The organism is Pseudomonas lalkuanensis (assembly GCF_008807375.1).
GTDB lineage: Bacteria > Pseudomonadota > Gammaproteobacteria > Pseudomonadales > Pseudomonadaceae > Metapseudomonas > Metapseudomonas lalkuanensis.
This window is the reverse complement of the sequence record NZ_CP043311.1, coordinates 1,401,080-1,419,249: the sequence shown is the minus strand read 5'-3', so window position 1 is coordinate 1,419,249 and position 18,170 is coordinate 1,401,080. Positions and strand designations below refer to the sequence as shown.

The following is an 18,170-nucleotide window of genomic DNA, read 5'->3' as shown; positions in this document are numbered from 1 at the left end:
GATGATCAACAAGTCCCGTGCGTTACCCCTCCTTTTGAGCACCCTCCCCCTCGGCGCGCTGGCCGCGGAATCCGGTTTCATCGAGGACTCCACCGCCACCCTGCAACTGCGCAACTACTACTTCAGCCGCGATTTCTCCGACATCGTCGGACCGAACAAACAGTCCAAGGCCGAGGAATGGGCCCAGGGCTTCATCCTCAACTTCAAGTCCGGCTACACACCGGGAACCGTGGGCTTCGGTATCGATGCCATCGGCACCCTCGGCATCAAGCTCGACAGCAGTCCCGATAGGGTGAACACCGGCCTGCTGCCGGTGCAGGAGGACGGCGAGGCCGCGGACGACTACAGCCGCCTGGGCGTGGCCGGGAAGATGCGCGTGTCGAAAACCGAGCTGAAAGTGGGTGAGTTGCAGCCCAACCTGCCGGTGCTGATGTTCAGCGACATCCGTCTGCTGCCGCCCAGTTACCAGGGCGCCAGCGTCACCTCCAGCGAGATCGCCGGCCTCACCCTGCAGGGCGGCCACCTGACCGGCACCAGCCTGCGTAACGAAGCGGGCGACGACAAGATCCAGGCCCAGATCGGCTACCAACCACAGCGCCAGGCCTCCAGCGACGCGTTCAACTACGCGGGCGCGGATTACGCCTTCAACAGCAAACGCACCACGGTGGGCGCCTGGTATGCGCAACTGGAAGACATCTACGACCAGCGCCTGATCAGCCTCAAGCACGCCGAACCTGTGGGCGACTGGGTACTGGGCGTCAACGCCGGCTTCTACGACTCCAGCGAAGACGGCAGGAAGCTGATAGGCGAGATCGACAACCAGGCCTTCTACTCGCTGTTCTCGGCCAAGCGCGGCGGCCACACCTTCTTCGTCGGCTACCAGGGCATGTTCGGCGACCAGGGCTTCCCCAAGGTGTTCGCCAACATCACGCCGCTGGGCAACGAGGTCCCCACCTACGAGTTCGCCTCCGCCGACGAGCGCTCCTGGCAGGTGCGCCACGACTACGACTTCGCCGCCTTCGGCATCCCCGGCCTGACCACCACCCTGCGCTACATCAAGGGCGATAACGTCGACACGGGCAAGGGCTTCGAAGGCGAGGACTGGGAGCGCGACCTGGATATCGGCTACGTGATCCAGAGCGGCGCCCTCAAGGGTCTGGGTGTGCGTATCCGCAACGTCACCGCGCGCTCCAACTACCGCACCGACATCGACGAGAACCGCCTGATCCTCAACTACACATTGGCACTGTTCTAAGACCGAGCGCCGTTGCCTGGTATAGGCAGGGCCTGCTTTACCTGTGGGGGCACAGGCCTGAAGGCCCGCACGGACAGCCCCCTCTCCCTCCGGGAGAGGGTTGGGGAGAGGGCAGCCAGAACGTGCCGAGCTTCCCGAGGCAGTCCTTCGGCCTGCTTTCGCGAATGAATTCGCTCCCACAAAAGAAGAACAGGGCGCAGGCTACAACCCCATCAATTCGCACACCGCCCGATACAACGGCGTCCCCGGCTGGCCCAACTCCAGCACCACATCGAAATGGTTCTTGCCGGGCGCTTCGACGAAGCACCCGGGCAGCCCGTGAGCGGTCCAGGCTTCGAGGAACTCGCGTGACTGGCGAGCGAACTCGGCGGTCTCCAGGGCCCCATGGCTGATCACCAGTTCCGCCCCCCGCGTCGGCAGCTGGAAGGCCGGACTGTTGCGCCGCGCCGCCTGCTCGTCCATCCCCATCCAGCCGTTGATGTGGGTATCCAGCAGCGGATGCAGGTCGAAAAGGCCGCTGATGGGCAGCGCGCCGCGCAGCACGTCGTCCGGTACGCCATAACTCCCCTGCCAGCCATCGACCAGGAGCATTCCCGTGAGATGCCCGCCGGCGGAGCTGCCACTGGCATAGAGCCGCTGCGGGTCGCCGCCGAACTCGGCGATATGGCGATGCAGCCAGGCCAGCGCACGGCGGGTCTGGTCGACGATGTGGTCGAGGGTCACGGCCGGGGCCAGGTCGTAATCCAGCACCGCCACGCACGCCCCGGCAGCCTTCAGCGCCGGCGCCATGAAGGCCGAATCGGCCTTGGACAGCGCGCGCCAGTACCCACCGTGGATGAATAGCAGCACCGGTGCATCCGCCTTGCTGGCGGGAAAAATATCCAGCCGCTCAGCAGCGCCCGGACCGTAAGGCACATCCTTGAAGCAGCGCAGCGCGGCATGGGCGTCGTCGCTCAGCACGCGGTACTGGCGCGGGTACTGGTCGAAGTCTTCGACGCTGGCACGGGCGTTGTATTGCACGTCGTAGTATGCGGCCAGTTCGGCCGGATCACTGGGGCGGGTCATGGGCACCTCCGATGGTTGTCCGTCGATTAGGCGGCAATCGGGGGAACCGGGAAATCCGGATAGTCGGGGATGGTTATCCGGGGAGTTTGGGGGGCCGTTATGGGGGGAATTCATTCATGAAAGGCCGAGCGCGGGGGTCAACCACCCTCACCCCCGGCCCCTCTCCCAGAGGTAGAGGGGTGACTCGCGCCGGGCACTCACCAGCCATCCTGCACGGACAGCCCCCTCTCCCTCTGGGAGAGGGTTGGGGTGAGGGAAGCGGAGTTCAACGACGCCCAGACGGCCGATCCAGGCTAAACAGCCGCCCATAAAAAAGCCGGCCAAACGGCCGGCTCAAATGGCGGGAGAACCAGCCTCCCCCGCCACAATCACAACTCAGGCTTCTGCGCGAACGCGGTCGCGGATGGATTCCTGCTCCGGGCTCGGGGCCTTTTGCAGTTGGAAGTCGAAGTCGATTTCGGCGAAGCGGTCCACGGCGCCACGGGCGGCGGCAGCGGCTGCGTCTTCGGTGAAGCGGATCTCGCCCACCAGGCCATCACGGGTGGCGTAGGCGAAGTCGTCCCACAGGTATTCGTCGCCCGACAGGTTGATCTGGGTGGTCAGGTGACGGTAGCCCGGCGCGGAGATGAAGAAGTGGATGTGCGCCGGACGATTGCCATGACGGCCCAGGTGGTTCAGCACTTCCTGGGTGGTGCCATCCGGCGGGCAGCCGTAGCCGGACGGCACGATGCTGCGGGCGCGGTAACGGCCTTCACTGTCGGTGACGATGCGGCGACGCAGGTTGTAGTCGGACTGGGTGGTGTCGAAGTAGGAGTAGGTGCCCTTGGTGTTGGCATGCCACAGGTCGACGATGGCGCCAGCGATCGGTTTCCCTTCGGCGTCCTTCACCTGGCCCTGGAGGAACATCACGGTGCCCGCATCGGTGCCGTCGTCCATGCGGGTCTCGCCTTCGGACATCGGCGCGCCGGCCACGTACAGCGGGCCTTCGATGGTGCGCGGAGTGCCGCCGGTCAGGCCGGCCTGCTCGTCCTGGGCATCCAGCAGCAGGTCGAGGTAGTGCTCCAGGCCAAGGCCGGCAACCAGCAGGCCGGCTTCGCCACGGGCACCCATGCGATTGAGGTAGTCCACCGCTTTCCAGAATTCTTCGGTGGTGACTTCCAGGTCTTCGATGATCTTGATGGTGTCGAGCAGGATGCGATTGACCAGCTTCTTCATGCGCTGGCTGCCCTGGTCGTTGTTGAAACCGCTGACTTCCTGGAAGAACTTCTGGACGCTTTCGGAGCTGGACAGTTTGATAGTCATGGCTATTTCCTCATCTTGTTGTTATCGGGCGCGAAACGATCAGCGATCGTCTTCGTGAATCGACGACGGGTGGCGGCAGAGACCGTCCACCTCGATCTCCATGTAGGGGAACAGCGGCAGCTGCATCAGGGTGTCATGCAGCTCCTCGACGCTGGCGAGGTCGAAGACGCTGTAGTTGGCGTAGTGGCCGGCGATGCGCCACAGGTGGCGCCACTTGCCCTCGCGCTGCAGGCGCTGGGCCAGTTCCTTCTCGTCGGCCTTGAGCTTGGCAGCCTTGGCCGGGTCCATGTCGACCGGGAGTTTCACGGTCATCTTCACGTGGAACAGCATGGAAAGGTCTCCTGTTTACTTGCGGCGGAAGAACGCCAGGCGCTCTTCGTCCAGGGCCAGGCCAAGGCCCGGGGTACGCGGCACGTGCAGCTGGAAGTCGCGGTAGACCGGCGCTTCGCTGACGATTTCCTCGGTCAGCAGCAGCGGCCCGAACAGCTCGGTGTGCCAGGTCAGTTGCTTCAAGGTGACGAAGGCATGCGCCGACGCCAGGGTGCCGATGGAGCCTTCCAGCATCGTACCGCCGTACAGGGCGATACCGGCCGCCTCGGCGATCTGCGCGGTGCGCAGCACGGCGCGCGGACCGCCGTTCTTGGCGATTTTCAGGGCGAAGATGCTGGCGGCGCCGTCGGCGGCCAGGCTGAAGGCGTCTTCGACGCTTTCGATGGATTCGTCGGCCATGATCGGCGCCGGGCTGCGCTGGTTCAGGCGCACCTGTCCGGAGCGGTTGATGCGCGAGATGGGCTGCTCGATCAGGTCGATGCCGTTGTCGCCGAGGATGCGACAGGCGCGCAGGGCGACGGACTCGTCCCAGGCCTGGTTCACATCGACACGCACGCTGGCGTTGTCGCCCAGCGCTTGCTTGATGGCGATCACGTGCTTGAGGTCGCGGTTCACTTCGCCCGCGCCGATCTTCAGCTTGAAGATGCGGTGGCGGCGGATTTCCAGCATGTGCTCGGCTTCGGCGATGTCCTTGGCGGTGTCGCCGCTGGCCAGGGTCCAGGCCACTTCCAGGCCGTCACGCACGCGGCCGCCGAGCAGCTCGCTCACCGGCAGGCCGAGACGCTTGCCCTGGGCATCCAGCAGTGCGCTTTCCAGGCCGGACTTGGCGAAGGTGTTGCCCTTGGCGGCCTTGTCCAGGCGCAACATGGCAGCGTTGATGTTGCAGGCGTCCTGGCCGACCAGCAGCGGAGCGAGGTGGCTGTCGATGTTCTGCTTGATGCTCTCGGGGCTCTCGTTGCCGTAGGCCAGGCCACCGATGGTGGTGGACTCGCCGAGGCCTTCGATGCCGTCGGAGCAGCGCAGGCGAATCACCACCAGGGTCTGGTTCTGCATGGTGTGCATGGCCAGCTTGTGCGGGCGGATGGTCGGCAGGTCGACGATGATCGCCTCGACGCTTTCGATCAGGACTTGACTCACTTCAATACCCATCAGGTTCGTTTCATCTGGTACCGGATAGTGGCCGCGACAAGCGAAGGGGTCCAATATAGAGTTTGTCTAGCTTGATACCTTTAAAGTATCGCCAAACTTGCAAAGCCACCGCCCCGGAGTCCCCATGGAGCTTCGCCACCTTCGCTACTTCCAGGCGCTCGCCGAAACCCTCAACTTCACCCGCGCCGCGGAACGTCTGCACATCGCTCAACCTCCGCTGAGCCGCCAGATCCAGCAGCTCGAAGAGGAGCTGGGAGTGGCCCTGCTGGACCGTGGCCGGCCCCTGCGCCTGACCGAAGCCGGGCGCTTCTTCCACGAACATTCCCGCACCCTGCTCGAGCAGCTGGGCAAGGTCTGCGACAATACCCGCCGCATTGGGTCCGGTGAAAAGGCCTGGCTCGGCATCGGCTTCGCCCCCTCCACCCTGTACGGCGTGCTGCCCGACCTGATCCGCCGCCTGCGCAGCGACGCCGGCCTGGAGCTGGGCCTTTCCGAGATGACCACCCTGCAACAAGTGGACTCCCTCAAGGCCGGGCGCATCGACGTCGGCTTCGGCCGCATCCACATCAACGATCCGGCTATCCAGCAAGAGGTGCTCACCCTCGACCCGCTGGTGGCCGCCCTCCCCGCCGGACACCCGTTGCTGCCAGGTCCCGTGAGCCTCACCGACCTGGCCCAGGAGCCTTTCGTGCTCTATCCGGGCAACCCCAGGCCAAGCTACGCCGATCACGTGCTGTCCCTGTTCGCCGCCTATGGCCTGCAGATCGAGGTGGCGCAGTGGACCAACGAACTGCAGACCGCCATCGGCCTGGTGGCCGCCGGCATCGGCATCACCCTGGTACCGGCCTCGGTGCAGGTGCTGCACCGCATCGACATCGGCTATGCCAGCCTGCAGGAAGCCCAGGCCACCTCGCCCATCATCATCAGCCGCCGCGTGGGCGACGCATCGCCGGCTCTGACCCACTGCCTTGCGCTGATCGAAGAGCTGGCAGAGGGGCATATCGGCTAGCTCATCTGGTGAGCCGGTCATTTCTGTGGGGGCGCATCGACACCGTGCAGAGCCAAACCGCCCTCACCCCCGGCCCCTCTCCCGGAGGTAGAGGGGTGACTCTGGGCTCATCTCAGGCGCAGTCCTGTTCGCTCTTTGTGGGAGCGAATTTATTCGCGAATGAATTCGCTCCCACAACAAGGCCAACCATCGTGCATAGAAAAAAAGCCCGCAAAGGAGTGGAACGGGCTGAGGTGAAGCGTGAAAAAAGCCGCTACTGCAAGGGTGAGAACTTCGCCGGCAGGTAGACGGTGGAATGCATTTCCCGCAGTTGCGGACCGGAATTCTCTGGCGGCCATACGCCGTCTTCGACCGCCCGCGTGCGTACGTCCAGGCGCTGTTCCAGGGTCGCGTAGGGCCAGATGTGCAGGTAACGCGGCGTGCGGCCATCGGTGGCGTAGAAGGCCGCGCAGACCTGTGAATAACCTTCCGCAGTGCGCGGCCCGACGGCCTTCTTCCAGCCGTCCAGTGTCGGCGTCAGGCCGGAGGGGATCAGGTTGTATTCGCGCAGTTCGTAGAAGGGTCCGTGGGCGCCCGGCGCCAGGGGTTCGAGGAAGGGGAAGAGGCTGTAGTTCTCCACCTTCATGTCGAGCATGAGTTCTTCGATGCCGAAGGCATCCCGCGCCAGCAGGTAGCGCTCGCGTTCGGCCTGACGCGCGGTCTCGTCGGTGAAGCCGCGCAGCACGGCGATCTGGTTCAACGGGCCGATTTCCGAAACCCAGCAGCCCACCAGGGTGCACCCCGGCAGTGCCTCGGCCAGGGTGGATTCCAGGCGCGCCAGGGCCGCAGCCGGGGTGCGCACGCGCAGGGTGAAGGTGATGAGTTCGTAGAGTCGCATCGGGGTCTCGCTGCCAGGTTTGAAAAAGGGGCCGCCCCTCCTTGGCCGGCCCCGTTGGCTCAGAACTTGAAGGTGTAGGTGGTGATCAGGCGGTTCTCCTGGTAGTCCGGCCCGGAGGCGCTGCCAGCGCCGTAGCGGGTCTTGACGTCGATGTTGCGCCATTCGAAGCCCACGCCTTTGAGCGGGCCGCTCTGCACCACGTAGCTGAGGAAGAAGTTGCGCTCGCTCTCCACGTTCTGGTCCAGGGCGTTGTTGCCACGGTCGATGCCGGTGCCGCGCAGGTAGCGGGTCATCAGCTTGAGGCCGGGAACGCCGTAGGCGGCGAAGTCGAGGTCGTAGCGCAGCTGCCAGGAACTTTCGTTCGGCTTGACGAAGCCGACGGTGGACCAGTTAACCAGGTAGGGCTGAGGGGCGAAGCCGTTCAGCGTCGGGAAGGTGCTTTCGCCGAGCATGCGCTGGTAGCCGACGCCGATGGCGTGGGCGCCCTTGCGCAGGGTGGTCATGGCGCCGTAGGAGTGGTTGTCGATGTCGCCGTAGAGCGCCTTGCCGTCTTCGCTGTTATCGAAGTAGCGCAGGTCGGTCTTCAGGCCGTAACCGCCCCCCAGGTCGGCGTTGTGGGTCACGCCCAGGTAGTGCTGCTGGTAGATGTCTTCCAGCTGGCCGTAGAAGTAGCTGGCATTCAGCGCAGGGCTGAACGCGTAGGTGGCGCCCCCGAAGTTCAGGCCATCGCTGCGACGTTTGATGTCCGGGCCGTTGAACAGGTACATCTTCTCGCGGCCGGACGATTCGCGGCTGCTGATCTCGGTGAAGCGCCCGCCGGTGAGGGTGAGCTTGTCCACCTCGCGGGATTCCAGCAGGAAGCCGTGGTAGGTGGTGATCAACTGGCGGGTGTCGTCGTAGAAGGCCACCGGCAGCATCGGGCGGTGCTCGCCCACCTTCAGTTCGGTCTTGGAATAACGCATCTTGCCGGTCAGCGCGGCGCGGCCATATTCGTGCGCCTGCTCCCCCTTGCTGTCATCGTAGGGAATGATGGTGTCCGGGCCGCGGCCACCGCCGCCATCGAGGCGGAAAGCATATTGCCCGGAAACATCCAGACCGAACTGCACAGTGCCTTCTGTATATCCGGAGATAGCGCGAAAGTCGAAACCCTGGGTCCAACTTCCGAGACGCGATTTCGGCGCATCTTCCTGTTTGAAGTCACGGTCGATATAGAAGTTGCGCAGGCCAAGGCTGATTTGCCGATCCTTCACGAAGTCCGCCTGGGCAGACATCGGCATGAGCATTCCCATCAGGCCTGCGGCAGCTACGCCGCTGGCCAGCCAGCTTTTCTGAAACATGGACGTGATCCTTATTACATGTGCACGCAATGCACATAGAGTGGGAGCAGATTAATTAACGAAAAGAACAACTTCGGCAGTTAATCCACCTATTGTTTTTATAACCACTTACTGCAAAAAGGTCGTAGCAAGGCCCGCCACCCGAACATGTACAGGCGCCCTCGATTTCTAGTTATGGGTACATCGTCAGAACGGATGAAATACAACTTCATTCATTATTCCGGATTGACTCCGGAATTCTTTCATCGGTGGGCTTCAGCCCACCGCCCCCGGATCAGCACGCCGAGCGCGAGGCGTCTCCCAGGCGGTGGTAGGCGCGGTTGAAATACACCAGGCCTTCCTGGTTCTTGCCATGAACGATCCCCAGCACCTCGCAGTAGAAGATGGTGTGCGAACCCACTTCATGGGCCTGGGCGATGCGGCAGTCGAAGCTCACCAGGGCGTCGTCCAGCAGCGGGGAGCCACTTTCCAGGGTGCTCCAGCTGGCGCGGGCGAAGCGCTGCTCGGAGTCCAGCTCGCGGTTGGCGAACACGGCGGAGATTTCCTTCAGTTCGGCGGTCAGCACGTTCACGCTGAGCACGCCGTTCTGTTTGAAATGTCCGTTGGCGAACGAGGAGCGGTTCATGCACACCAGCAGCGTCGGCGGCTGGTCGGTGACGCTGCACACCGCCGAGGCGGTAAAGCCGAACCGGCCTGCGGCGCCATCGGTGGTGATGACGGAAACGGCGCCGCCCAGCAGCGCCATGGCATTACGGAATCCAGTGGTATCGACCATGGTCTTGCCCCTTTCGCTGTCAGATGTCCAGCACCAGCTTTTTCGATTTGGCACGCGAGCAGCAGACCAGGATCTGGTCGTTGGCGGCCTTCTCTTCATCGGTCAGGTAGACGTCGCGGTGGTCCGGCTCGCCTTCCAGCACGTCGCACAGACAGGTACCGCAGACGCCCTGCTCGCAGGAAATCTCGATCTTGATGCCCACGCCGGCCAGCGCGTCGACGATGCTCTGACCCTCGGCCACCTGCACGGTCTTGCCGCTGCGCTGGGCGACCACTTCGAAGCTCTCGCCGCTGGCGTCCACTTCCACCTGGAAGTACTCGCGGTGGATGTGATCGTCGGCGTAACCGGCCTTGCGCGCCTCGGCGATCACCCAGTCCATGAACCCGGCCGGGCCGCAGACATAGACGTGAACATCGTCGGCCGGCTGACCCAGCACGGCGGGCAGATCGAGCTTCTGTGCGGCGTCTTCGTCGTCGAAATGGGTGTGCACGCAGGCGGCGAAGGCGGCATTTGCCAGCTCGTCGAGGAAGGCGGTGCGGCTGCGCGAGCGGCCGCAGTAATGCAGCTCGAAGGCACTGTCCTTCGCGGTCAGCTCGTGGGCCATGGCGATCATCGGGGTAATGCCGATGCCGCCGCCGATGAGGATCGAACGGCTCGCGCCGGTAGCCAGCGGGAAGAGGTTGCGCGGTGCGCCGATGGCGACCTCGCTGCCTTCCCGCAGCAGTTCGTGGACTGCAACCGAACCGCCACGGGAAGCCGGATCGCGCAGCACGCCCAGGCGGTAGACGGAGGCATTGGCCGGGTCACCGCAGAGGGAATACTGGCGCACCAGGCCGGATTTCAGATGGATATCCACATGGGCGCCGGCCTCGAACGCCGGCAGGGGTTTGCCCGACGGGTCGGCGAGGTCGAGGATCACTACACCCTCGCCCTGCTCCACCCGCTTGCGGACCACCAGATTCAACACATGCTCACTCATACCGGCCTTCCCGCACCCTCGTGGGTGCTGATCGTTCTGTTTCGTTGTTACTTGCCGCACTGCACGCACGACATCATTTGGAATCGTCTGATTCAGGGGCTTGCGAGCCAGGTCGAAGCGAGGCGAAAGGGCCTGAGAAAGCGGCATTTACGACTGTAAATGAGCATTTCGAAGGCACTTTCAACGCGGCTTCCCCGACGCGCAGCCGCCCCTGGACAGACGATCAGCGCATGAACAGCCCACCGTTGACATCCCAGGTCGCCCCGGTCGTGAAATAAGCTTCCGGACGTGCCAACTGCACCACCAGGTCGCCGAGGAAATCGGCATCGCCCAGGCGCTTGACCGGGATATTGGCCAGCAGCCCTTCCATGCGTTCCGCCGGCACCGCCGCGCGCACCGCCGGCGACTCGATCGGCCCCGGCGCGATGGCATTCACGGTGACGCCGCCGGCCGCCAGCTCCTTGGCGAAGATCTTGGTCAGGGTGACGATGGCGCCCTTGGACGCGGCATAGTGCGCGCCCGTGGCGGTGCCACCGTTCTGTCCGGCCAGGGAGGCCATGTTGACGATCCGTCCGTAACCGGCCGCCGCCATATGCGCACCGAACACCTGGCAGCCGACGAAGACGCTGCGGGTGTTGAGGCTGAGGACGCGGTCGAACTCCTCGGGGCTGATCTGCATGACCGGCGTGGTCATGGTCATGGCGGCGTTGTTCACCACCACGTGCAGGCCGCCGAAGCGCTCCAGGGTCGCCGTCAGGGCCGCTTCGAAGTCAGCCTTGCTGGCCACGTCGAGCTTCAGCGCCAGGCAGCGTTCGCCGCTGGGGTCGAGCCGGTCGGCAGCGGCCTCGGCGCGTTCCAGCGACAGGTCGGTGATCGCCACCGCGTAACCGGCAACGAAGAGACGGCTGGCGATGGCGAGGCCGAGGCCCTGGGCGGCGCCGGTTACCAGTGCTACCTGGGTCATGGCGCGCTCCTTACAGGATGTAGCCGATACCGGCCAGGGTATCGGTCGAGTTGATCAACTGGATCAGCTTGCGCTGGATCTTGAAGCCCTCGCCTTCGCGCTTGAGCTGGAAGGTGATGTCGGCGGTGTAGTGCTTGAGCACGTCCTTGCGGAACTCCCGCAGGTTCTGTGCGCAGCGCACGGTCACCACGCCGTCTTCCTCGCCGAGCACGCGGAAGCGCGACAGGGCGCGCACGGTGCGGGCGCGTGGGCTGGTGGAGATGGACTCGCCGCCGATCAGGCGCTGCACGCGCAACTGACGCATATGGTGGTCGTCGTAGGCGTAGTTCAGGGTGTTCTCGAAGTCGGTCTCGTTCGGATCGATCGGGATGATGTAGGTGCCCTTCTCGGTCCACAGGTTCAGCCAGGCGTCGAAGTCGCCGTGGTCGAGCATGTCCGCTTCCTGCCAGATGAAGGCACTGACGTGGTTGAGCAATTCAAGGTTCATGGTTCGTCTCTTAGAAAGTGCGTTGCGTAGCCAACCCCTTGCCTTCTCCCGCTCGCGGGAGAAGGTGGCGCGAGGCGCCGGATGAGGGTCAGGCGGACATCATCTTTTTCCACTGCTGATAGGCCGCACGCATGCCGGTCTCGGCGCTCACGTCGCTGATCAGCCCGTCCTCGCTCGGCTTCTCGCCGGGCAGGCCGCGGTTGAGCATGATCCAGAGGTCGGTGCCCGCCTGGGCGCCCTTCTGCACGCGCTCCCAGGCCTCGGAATCGTCCGGGGTACCGAAGCCCATGGGGCCCTGGAAGTGCTCGTGCAGGCGCAGGCGGTAGCGGTTGGCCACGGCCGGGCCGCCATCCATGGTGATCACCGCGTGGTGGATCTCGGTCTCGTTCACCGAGATCGGCTGCAGCACGCGGAAGAAGGCCATGGAGCAGGCCACGTTGGGGAACAGGTTGAGGTTGAAGCCCGAGCCGCCCACGGCACGGACGATGCGGCGCACCTGCTGCTCCTCGATGCCCTCGGCGCGCAGATCGATGGCCAGGGCCTCGAAGCGCTCGGGGATCGGTTTGTCCAGGTCGGCTTCCAGGTCCACGAGGTCCGGGATCATCACCATCACGCTGTGGCCGTTGCCGAGATCCTCGACGTAGCCCGGGCCTTCGACGAAGTCGAAGAGTTCCAGGGTCTGCTCGTCCACCGAGGACAGGAAGGATTTGTGCACCAGCGGGAAGTGGTAGGCGTCGGTGGTGTTTTCCAGCTGGATCTTCCAGTTGCCGGGGAAGCGGAAGCGGTGCTCACCGGAAACCTTCACGCCGTAGCCGGCGCCCTGCTTCATGAACAGATCGATCCACTTCCTGGCCGGGCCGAGGAAGTCCACCAGCGGCTCGATGTCGTCCTTGAAGGTGGCGAAGATCATGCCGTTGTATTGCTCGACACGAAGGCTGACCAGGGGCAGTTCGCCCTTGTCCAGGCAGTCGGCGTAGCTCTCCGGGTGCGGCACGCCGCGCAGGCTGCCGTCCAGGGCGTAACTCCAGCCGTGGTAGGGGCAGACGAAGCTGTTGGCCTTGCCCTTCTTGTGTTCGCAAACGGTGGCGCCACGGTGGCGGCAACGGTTGAGCAGCACATGCACGTCCTTCTTGCGGTCGCGCACGACGATCACCGGCTGCTTGCCGATGTAGGTGCTCTTGTAGCTGCCGTTATCGGGAATCTCGCTGGCGTGGGCCACCCAGATCCAGGTGCTGTAGAAGACCTTCTCCAGCTCTTCGTCGAAGATGCGGGCGTCGGTGTAGAGGGAGGTGTGCACGCGGTCGTGCAGTACCAGGTCGGCCGGCGAGCTGGCCAGGTTCACGGTTTCGATCAGGTTGGTCACGATCACTCCTCGTCCGCGCAATGCGCCGACTCACTCAAATTTCTTGTTGGCGGCATCCGTAGGAGCGAGCTTGCTCGCGAACCTCGGATACCACTTTTTCGCAAGCAAGAACTCGGCGTCCCCCTCGCTCCTGCATTCCGCGTCGTCCTATTGCCCGTCGCGCTCGGGCACCGGCAGGTGCGCGTCGCTGTTCCACGCCTCCACCGGGCGGCTGAACAGGTTCTCGGTCTGGAAATGCGCCATGCGCCAGGCGCCCTCCTCCTCGCGGAACTTCACCGTCAGGCGCGCCGCGTTGAGGTGCGAGGCGCCGCTGGCGAAGGTGGAGGTCTGCAACATCACCCAGCTGCCGGTGGCTTCCACGCCCTCGACACGGATCAGCTCCGAGCAGAGGAAGTGCACGTTCAGGGCGAAGTGCGCCGGCTCCGGCATATAGGTGGCGAACATGGCGCGGATCGCCTCGCGGCCCCGGTAACCACCGAAGCTCTTGGCGTACTTCGCGCCCTTGCCTTCCCAGACGGCGTCGGCGGTGAACAGGCCGGCCAGCTCATCCAGGGGCGTGCGGGCGTCGAGGGCGTCGCACAGCTCCATGTAGCGGTTCATGCAGGCGCGCACGGCGTGTTCGTTTTCCAGTTGGCGCAGGCGCTGTTCGAGGGCTTGGCTCATGGCGGTCACGCGCGCTGGATGATCAGTTCGCGGCCGGTGCGGGCCTCGACCTTGCAGTAACGCCAGAGCTTGTAGGTGCCCTCGCCCACCGGGGTCGTGCGGAACAGGTTGCAGGCGGCGTGGACGGTCTCGATGTCCGGCACGTCGGCCAGCAGGTAGGTGGTCCAGGGGTAGCCGGTGCTTGGTCCGACCATGCTCTGGTCGTCGTCCATGTTGCCGAACACGTTCACGCCGGGCAGGTCGTGGATGCCGTTCCACATCTCGCTGAAGGCGGCCCAGACCTGCAGTTGTTCCTCACGCGGGGCGTCGAAGAAATTCTGGTTGATACCCATGCAGAACAGGACGCGCAGGGCTTTCTTATCGCTCATCACAATCACCGATCAGTCAGTTGGAATTCACAGGTAGCCGGGTAGCGGCTTGTTGCCGAAGAAGATCGCGCCGGCGTTCTGGTAGGTCATGTCGCCCATGAACGCGTGCTGGGTAACCACCAGGGTGTCGTTGACGAAGCGCGACAGGGGGTTGTCCCGGTACACGCCGGTCATGCCGGAGAGCATTTGCGCGGTGCGCGCCACTTCGGCGGATACGCGGGTGGCGTGGGTGGAGGACAGGCGCAGCAGGTTGGTCTGCTCCACGCTCACCGGGTCGCCGGCCAGCAGGGTGGCCCAGGCGTTTTCCATGGCCTCAAAGAACCAGGCGCGGGCGGCGCGCAGCTCGGCTTCGGCCTTGGCCATCTGCATCTGCGCCAGCGGGCGGTCGGCCAGAGCCGGGGCACCGGTGACGGAGAAACGGCCAGTGGCCATGCCGGAGAGGTAATCCAGGGCGGCGCGGGCAACGCCCAGGCCGACCACCGAGAGCACCTGGGTGGCGAAGGACAGCGAGGGATAGCGGAACATCGGTTCGTCGAGATTGGCCGGGCCACCGCGAACGAAGGTCCACTCCTCCGGCACGACCACGCCTTCGATCACCACATCGTGGCTGCCGGTGCCGATCAGGCCGATCACGTCCCAGGTTTCCTCGATCTTCACCTTCTCGCGCGGCATCACGGCCAGGCGCGGCAGGCCGACGGTGTCACCGTTCTTCGGGCTGATGCCGACACCGATCAGGTTGGCGCCCATGCAGCCACTGGAGAACTTCCAGCGCCCGTTCACTTCCAGTCCGCCCTCGACGAAGGCGGCCGGTTGCGGCGGGAAGATGCCGCCGGCGAAGACTACATCCGGGCCGTTGGCATAGACCTTTTCCAGGGTCGCCAGCGGCAGTGCGGCCAGGTACACCGGGTTCATGCCGAAGCTGGCGACCCAGCCGGCGGAACCATCAGCGGCGGAAATCTCTTCCACCATCTGGCAGAACTCCATCGGCGAGCGCTGGTCGCCGCCGAAGCGTGTGGGCACCAGGGCACGGTAGACGCCGAGTTCCTTGAAGCGCTCGATCACGTCCTGGGAAATGAATTTCTGCCGGTCGAATTCCTCGCGCCGGGCACGCTCGCGGATGTCGGCGAGCAGTGCCTGGAATCCTTCACTCGCGGTAATCGGGGTGGGGCGCTGGTAATCCAGCTCGCTTAGCGAAGACATGGGGCTCTCCAGGTGGGCTTCTTGGTTATTGTTCGAGGCGCTGCACAAGCTCGCGGGCGACTGCCAGCAACAGTTCGTCCGCGCCCTTGGCGGCAACGAGTTGCAGGCCCACCGGCAGCTTCGAGGCGCCCTCGAAGGGAATGCTCAGTGCCGGGTGGCCAGTGAGATTGAACGGCCGCACGAAGGCGGTCATGCCGATGGCCGCACGGGTGTCAAAGGCATCCGCCACCAACGCCGGGTAATCCGGCATGGTCGGCAGGGCGAGGATGGGGCAGCGCGCCAGGGCGGCATCCACCTCGGCGGTGAAGGCAGCGCGTACTGATTCGGCATCGGCGAGGGCAGCATCGCTGGTGTTGCTGGCGGCCAGCAGGCGGGCGGCGATGTCGGCGCCCACCAGGCCGGTTTCGACCAGGTGACCACAGCCGTTCCAGGTTTCTCGGTTGATGATGGCCAGGCCCGCGTCATAGGCGGCCTGCATGCCTGGCAGCGGCATGACTTCCAGGGGGAAATCCGCAGCTTCCAGCACGGCGTCCAGGGCGGCCTGCACTTCCGGGTTGGCCGCCACCGGCACGACGCCGATGCGAATGCCACTGACGGTGGGCAGCGCACTGAAGGAAGGATCGATGGCAGTCATGGCTTCGATCAGCAGGCCGATGCTGGCGGCGAAGGGCCCCACGCAATCGAGGGTTGTCTCGGCCGGCATCACGCCGGCACGGCTGACGCGGCCAAAGGTGGGTTTCAGGCCGAACACACCGCAACAAGCAGCAGGCACGCGTACCGAGCCACCGGTATCGGTGCCCAGGGAGAAGTCGCAGAGTCCGGCGGCCACGGCAGCGGCCGATCCACTGGAAGAACCGCCGGGAATGCGGCCGGGATAACGCGGATTTTCCGCAGTGCCGGTCCAGGCATTCAGGCCGGTGGTGCCGAAGGCCAGCTCATGCAGGCTGGTCTTGCCAATGATGCGGCAGCCGGCGTCCAGCAGGGCCTGGACCACGTCGGCATGGCGCTCGGCGTCGGGCGCTTCCTCCAGCGCACGACTGGAAGCGCGGGTCGGGTGGCCGGCGATATCGATGGTGTCTTTCACCATCACGGTTCGCCCCGTGCCACCCAGCTCCAGTCGCTCGACCACTATCGTCATCTGCATCACCCATTGGCGTTCTTGTTGGTGCCCGAGCACCCCGGGCGGGGTGTCGATTGCGTAAATTCAGAATCGGAAGAATTACGTGAAATGTCAATTGAATTATCACTGGAAAAATAGTGTGTAGATTCGGTGCACTTTCACGTATCAGGGCACCAGTTTCGTGCAGTTTTGTAACAGCGCAAAAATTCTTCACGCACTCAAAATTTAAAATAAAACCCTTATTTTTCAGTAATATATGAACAAAAAGAGAACCACTCTCGTTTATATGAAGCGAAACACCCCTTAGAAACAGTCCGTACTCCTGTTCGTTTATCGAACATATTTTTTGCAGTTCATCGCGAATTTTTCACCCCAAAAAACAGCATTTTTATTGCCTTTAATTCTCTATTTTTCACCCAAAAAAAGCGCCCTCCGAATGGCATGGGAGGGCCTGTGGCGTCTGGTGTCAGGGGCTGCCCGGAGCGGCCCCGGCGAAGGGCGCCGAAGCCCCCGGACGTGGGCCGGGATCGGAAGGCGCCGAGACGGCGAAACGGGGCGCGCACCAGGACGGCGCGGATTTTTCTGGCACGGGAGGTGCAGTTGCTGATCCCGCCGAGCGGGTTACCCGCCGGTAGCGCCAACAGGCGCCAGAACAACAAGAAGGCGGCAAGCCATCCGCGCAGCGGCCCGAAGGAGCCAGCCGCGCCCTGCGGATCATTGCCTCTCCAATAGCCTTGCAACCCGGAGTACGTCATGCACTTCAAACAAGCCGTGTCCACCCTGCTGCTCAGTGCCGCCTGCTTCGCCTATGCCCAGGCGGACGTGAAGGTCGGCGTCATCACCTCCTCCACTGGCCCCATCGCCCTGGTCGGCATTCCGCAGAAGAACTCGGTGCCGCTGCTGCCCACCCAGGCCGGCGAGCAGAAGGTCACCTACATCCAGCTGGATGACGGCAGCGACCCCACCGCCACCGTGAAGGCGCTGAAGAAACTGATCAGCGAAGAGAACGTCGACGCCATCATCGGCCCGAGCGGTTCGCCGAATGCCATGGGCGTGATCCAGTTCGCCGCCGAGGCCGGCGTGCCGCTGCTGGCCCCGGTGGGCACCGCCGCCGTGGTGCTGCCGATGAACGAGCAGAAGAAGTGGGTGTTCAAGACCACCCAGAACGACGACCTGATCGCCAAGGCCCTGGTGCAGGACATGAACGCCCGTGGGGTGAAGACCCTGGGCTTCATCGGCACTGCCGACCCCTACGGCGAGAACTGGTCCAAGGTGATGGCCGCCATGGCCGCCGAACACGGCATCAAGCTGGTGGCCACCGAGCGCTTCCAGCGCCAGGACACCTCGGTCACCGGCCAGAGCCTGAAGGTCCTCGCCGCCCGCCCCGACGCCGTACTCGTAGCCGCACCGGGCAGCGCCGCGGTGCTCCCGCAGACCACCCTGTTCGACCAGGGCTACCGTGGCCAGATGTACCAGACCCACGGTGCCGCCCTGCCGGACTTCCTCAAGCTCGGCGGCAAGAAGGTGGAAGGCACCATCCTCGCCGCCAGCCTGATGCTGGTGCTCGACCAGATGCCCGACACCCACCCGTCCAAGACCATCGCCGGCGAATACGTGGCCGCCTACGAGAAGCTCAACGGCAGCAAGCCGGCCACATTCGGCGCCAACACCTTCGACGCCGGCATCCTGCTGCAGAAGGCCATCCCCGAGGCCGCCGCCAAGGCGCAGCCGGGCACTCCGGAGTTCCGCGCGGCCCTGCGCGACGCCCTGGAAGCCAGCCATGAAGTGGCCGCCACCCAGGGCGTCTACAACATGACCCCCGAGGACCACAGCGGCTTCGACGAACGCGGTCGCGAACTGATCCAGGTGAAGAACGGCACCTGGACCCTGCTCGGCCGCAACTGATCCTCAGGCCCGGGCTCTCGTA

18 protein-coding genes are annotated in these 18,170 nt (G+C 64.4%); 3 read left to right on the top strand and 15 right to left on the bottom strand.

Translation table 11 applies throughout. From position 1 onward, the window contains the following. Position 1: 1 nt before the first annotated feature. Entirely contained in the window at positions 2 to 1,255 is a 1,254-nt protein-coding gene (locus tag FXN65_RS06765; RefSeq protein ID WP_151132317.1) for an OprD family porin, read from the top strand. 201 nt (positions 1,256 to 1,456) lie between these two features. Here FXN65_RS06765 and FXN65_RS06760 read toward each other — a convergent pair whose 3' ends face one another. From FXN65_RS06760 to FXN65_RS06745, 4 genes are all read right to left on the bottom strand, one after another. After that, positions 1,457 to 2,320 (bottom strand): alpha/beta hydrolase, encoded by an 864-nt coding sequence (locus FXN65_RS06760; RefSeq protein WP_151132316.1) that lies wholly within the window; start codon positions 2,318 to 2,320, stop codon positions 1,457 to 1,459. A gap of 375 nt (positions 2,321 to 2,695) precedes the next feature. Further along, the gene (gene catA, locus FXN65_RS06755) at positions 2,696 to 3,622 is read right to left on the bottom strand and encodes a catechol 1,2-dioxygenase (RefSeq protein WP_151132315.1); all 927 of its coding nucleotides are present in this window, start codon (positions 3,620 to 3,622) and stop codon (positions 2,696 to 2,698) included. Positions 3,623 to 3,661: 39 nt separating this feature from the next. Continuing rightward, on the bottom strand, positions 3,662 to 3,952 hold the full coding sequence (catC, locus tag FXN65_RS06750) for a muconolactone Delta-isomerase (protein WP_028628792.1): 291 nt from the start codon (positions 3,950 to 3,952) through the stop codon (positions 3,662 to 3,664). Positions 3,953 to 3,967: 15 nt separating this feature from the next. Beyond that, the gene (locus tag FXN65_RS06745; protein WP_151132314.1) at positions 3,968 to 5,089 is read right to left on the bottom strand and encodes a muconate cycloisomerase family protein; all 1,122 of its coding nucleotides are present in this window, start codon (positions 5,087 to 5,089) and stop codon (positions 3,968 to 3,970) included. A gap of 136 nt (positions 5,090 to 5,225) precedes the next feature. Between FXN65_RS06745 and FXN65_RS06740 the strand changes: the two genes are divergently transcribed. Beyond that, positions 5,226 to 6,110, top strand: coding sequence for a LysR family transcriptional regulator (locus FXN65_RS06740; RefSeq protein ID WP_151132313.1), 885 nt, complete (start codon positions 5,226 to 5,228; stop codon positions 6,108 to 6,110). A gap of 253 nt (positions 6,111 to 6,363) precedes the next feature. On the opposite strand, the gene FXN65_RS06735 is transcribed toward FXN65_RS06740, so the two are convergent. From FXN65_RS06735 to FXN65_RS06685, 11 genes are all read right to left on the bottom strand, one after another. Then, positions 6,364 to 6,987 carry an NIPSNAP family protein gene (locus tag FXN65_RS06735; RefSeq protein WP_151132312.1) on the bottom strand — a complete coding sequence of 208 codons (624 nt, stop codon included), beginning with the start codon at positions 6,985 to 6,987 and terminating at the stop codon, positions 6,364 to 6,366. 59 nt (positions 6,988 to 7,046) lie between these two features. Beyond that, positions 7,047 to 8,324 carry an OprD family porin gene (locus FXN65_RS06730; protein WP_151132311.1) on the bottom strand — a complete coding sequence of 426 codons (1,278 nt, stop codon included), beginning with the start codon at positions 8,322 to 8,324 and terminating at the stop codon, positions 7,047 to 7,049. A 274-nt stretch (positions 8,325 to 8,598) separates the two neighbouring features. Further along, complete coding sequence (locus tag FXN65_RS06725; RefSeq protein WP_044875149.1) at positions 8,599 to 9,099, bottom strand: flavin reductase; 501 nt, start codon at positions 9,097 to 9,099, stop codon at positions 8,599 to 8,601. Positions 9,100 to 9,118: 19 nt separating this feature from the next. Beyond that, a complete protein-coding gene (locus tag FXN65_RS06720) occupies positions 9,119 to 10,078 on the bottom strand; it encodes a PDR/VanB family oxidoreductase (RefSeq protein WP_151132310.1) in 960 nt (319 codons plus the stop codon). Between the two features lie 223 nt (positions 10,079 to 10,301). Next, positions 10,302 to 11,042: an SDR family NAD(P)-dependent oxidoreductase gene (locus FXN65_RS06715; protein ID WP_151132309.1), complete on the bottom strand. Its 741-nt coding sequence runs from the start codon at positions 11,040 to 11,042 to the stop codon at positions 10,302 to 10,304. A 10-nt stretch (positions 11,043 to 11,052) separates the two neighbouring features. Then, positions 11,053 to 11,529, bottom strand: coding sequence for an aromatic-ring-hydroxylating dioxygenase subunit beta (locus FXN65_RS06710; protein ID WP_151132308.1), 477 nt, complete (start codon positions 11,527 to 11,529; stop codon positions 11,053 to 11,055). Positions 11,530 to 11,617: 88 nt separating this feature from the next. Continuing rightward, a complete protein-coding gene (locus tag FXN65_RS06705) occupies positions 11,618 to 12,892 on the bottom strand; it encodes an aromatic ring-hydroxylating oxygenase subunit alpha (protein WP_151132307.1) in 1,275 nt (424 codons plus the stop codon). A 147-nt stretch (positions 12,893 to 13,039) separates the two neighbouring features. Further along, the gene (locus FXN65_RS06700; protein WP_151132306.1) at positions 13,040 to 13,555 is read right to left on the bottom strand and encodes a nuclear transport factor 2 family protein; all 516 of its coding nucleotides are present in this window, start codon (positions 13,553 to 13,555) and stop codon (positions 13,040 to 13,042) included. Positions 13,556 to 13,560: 5 nt separating this feature from the next. Beyond that, positions 13,561 to 13,923, bottom strand: a complete 363-nt coding sequence (locus tag FXN65_RS06695) for an IacB protein (protein ID WP_151132305.1) — start codon at positions 13,921 to 13,923, stop codon at positions 13,561 to 13,563. Between the two features lie 27 nt (positions 13,924 to 13,950). Further along, positions 13,951 to 15,123: an acyl-CoA dehydrogenase family protein gene (locus FXN65_RS06690; protein WP_151132304.1), complete on the bottom strand. Its 1,173-nt coding sequence runs from the start codon at positions 15,121 to 15,123 to the stop codon at positions 13,951 to 13,953. Positions 15,124 to 15,148: 25 nt separating this feature from the next. After that, positions 15,149 to 16,261 carry an amidase gene (locus FXN65_RS06685; RefSeq protein ID WP_151132303.1) on the bottom strand — a complete coding sequence of 371 codons (1,113 nt, stop codon included), beginning with the start codon at positions 16,259 to 16,261 and terminating at the stop codon, positions 15,149 to 15,151. Between the two features lie 735 nt (positions 16,262 to 16,996). Between FXN65_RS06685 and FXN65_RS06680 the strand changes: the two genes are divergently transcribed. Beyond that, a complete protein-coding gene (locus FXN65_RS06680) occupies positions 16,997 to 18,148 on the top strand; it encodes an ABC transporter substrate-binding protein (RefSeq protein WP_151132302.1) in 1,152 nt (383 codons plus the stop codon). The last annotated feature ends 22 nt before the right edge of the window (positions 18,149 to 18,170 follow it).